This window comes from Butyricicoccus sp. (assembly GCF_050872565.1).
Lineage (GTDB): Bacteria > Bacillota > Clostridia > Oscillospirales > Butyricicoccaceae > Butyricicoccus_A.
The window spans coordinates 1-1,589 of record NZ_JBNMHC010000441.1 but is presented as its reverse complement, the minus strand read 5'-3'; the positions used below and the strand labels follow the sequence as shown (position 1 = coordinate 1,589).

The following is a 1,589-nucleotide window of genomic DNA, read 5'->3' as shown; positions in this document are numbered from 1 at the left end:
TTTTTTCAACACGTGGATTTATCAAATCTTGAGCAGACCGGCTTTATCGAGGATGGTAAAGACGCGGCAGAGATCTTCGCTCAGTTCTAAGCCGTTTCCGGTGCCGGAGATAGCACCGGCATCTAAGAGCTTTTTGACAGCGGATTGATAATAGGTCGGAATGTCTTGAAATTCTTTGTAATACTTCATATCGGATTCCTCCTGTTTGGGTAAAGATGCAGAGGTTTGAGCTGGACGAGAGAGCAAATAATAGCTCGGTGCGCGGTCGATAGTTGCTTTGCCGCATTGTGTCAAGCTGGTTTGTACGACACCTTTTTGTATGACTTGAACATAGTTGCGGCGAATGGCATTGGCAGTATATTTGCTGCCATACCAATAGCTGTCGAGAACGGTAATGGTACTGCCTTTTGCAGCAGCTGCACAGACAAAATGTCCACTGGTTGAAAATAGCTTGTATTCAGTTCCAGCGTGTAAAATAGCAGCACCGCCGGATTTCAAATGCGCAAGCAGTTCTGCATTTTTGCTGGTTGTGCGATAGACAAAGGGATATTTTTTCGCCGCGGCTTTGAGCAGGGTAGACATGACCGTGCCGCCGGTTACGCGCGCGCCGGAGCTGACCGCTAATTTACACATGGTCGGCAAACTGACTGTTGCAATGTCTAAAACATGCAGCGCATTGCACAGGCTGGCAGGGCCGCAAGCAGAAGAATAAATCGTACCTTGTCCATACTTGACGGATTTATACCGCGGTTCAGTTTGAAATGTGACATCGTACATGCTCAGGATCCTTTCTGTTCTGAATCCGCTGCCTGCTTGCGATCTTTTTGCTGGCATTTGCGCCAAGCATCAGCTTCACACGCTAAACAGGTAAAGCTGTTGTTTTTCCACCAAGCAGCAATGGATGCGCCAATCGTCCAACACAATGAGACGAGCTGATAAATATCACTATTTGCGAAAGAAATCGCAGATTTACCCTCAATGGCTAAAATCTGATTGATGAGAGCCAAAACGAGAATAATGGTACGGGCGATGGTATCCGAACTGATGGTCTGTGTGCGCACAGAAATCGCCTCCTTTACAATATTATAGATATGATGGCACCGCAAACGGTGACACCAACAGCGGCGAGAATTGCCATGATGATGTTGAGCTTGGTAGAAATCACAGCAAATTCAATGTTGCCGCGTCCAAGACGCTGCTCGTGCGCTTCGACGATTTCCATCAGCTTTTTTAGCTCTGGGCAAGGTGTCCCGTGGAATTCAGACATACTTTCACCTCCTTATGGTATTGAGATGCCTTTATAATAGGAGAAAAAATATTTCTGTAAAGATCAATTTCTTGCACGCCTGTGGAAAACAAAAAAGCTGCCCCGAAAAGAGACAGCTTTTTGCTATACAATGCTAGGAGAAAAAAGGAAACGTAGTGATGGGACAAGCCAATAGATGTGCAACATTTGATACATTTCCGCCTGAGACAACAAATAGGAGCAGCAAGGGATAAATATCTAATGCGAGATTGCTCCAAAACGCTTTTTTTGACAGCTCGCGAAAGCGCACTAGATGACACAAAAATAAAATCACAGACAACAT

General features: G+C 45.4%; 3 protein-coding genes. All 3 read right to left on the bottom strand.

The window, feature by feature from the left end; all coding sequences use genetic code 11:
• Positions 1 to 21 precede the first annotated feature (21 nt).
• From ACR0P9_RS12320 to ACR0P9_RS12310, 3 genes are read right to left on the bottom strand one after another with little or no spacing between them, the layout of a single operon-like run.
• On the bottom strand, positions 22 to 777 hold the full coding sequence (locus ACR0P9_RS12320) for a hypothetical protein (RefSeq protein WP_432620571.1): 756 nt from the start codon (positions 775 to 777) through the stop codon (positions 22 to 24).
• 2 nt (positions 778 to 779) lie between these two features.
• Complete coding sequence (locus ACR0P9_RS12315; RefSeq protein ID WP_432620569.1) at positions 780 to 1,061, bottom strand: phage holin; 282 nt, start codon at positions 1,059 to 1,061, stop codon at positions 780 to 782.
• 14 nt (positions 1,062 to 1,075) lie between these two features.
• Complete coding sequence (locus ACR0P9_RS12310) at positions 1,076 to 1,267, bottom strand: hypothetical protein (RefSeq protein ID WP_432620567.1); 192 nt, start codon at positions 1,265 to 1,267, stop codon at positions 1,076 to 1,078.
• Between the last annotated feature and the right edge of the window lie 322 nt (positions 1,268 to 1,589).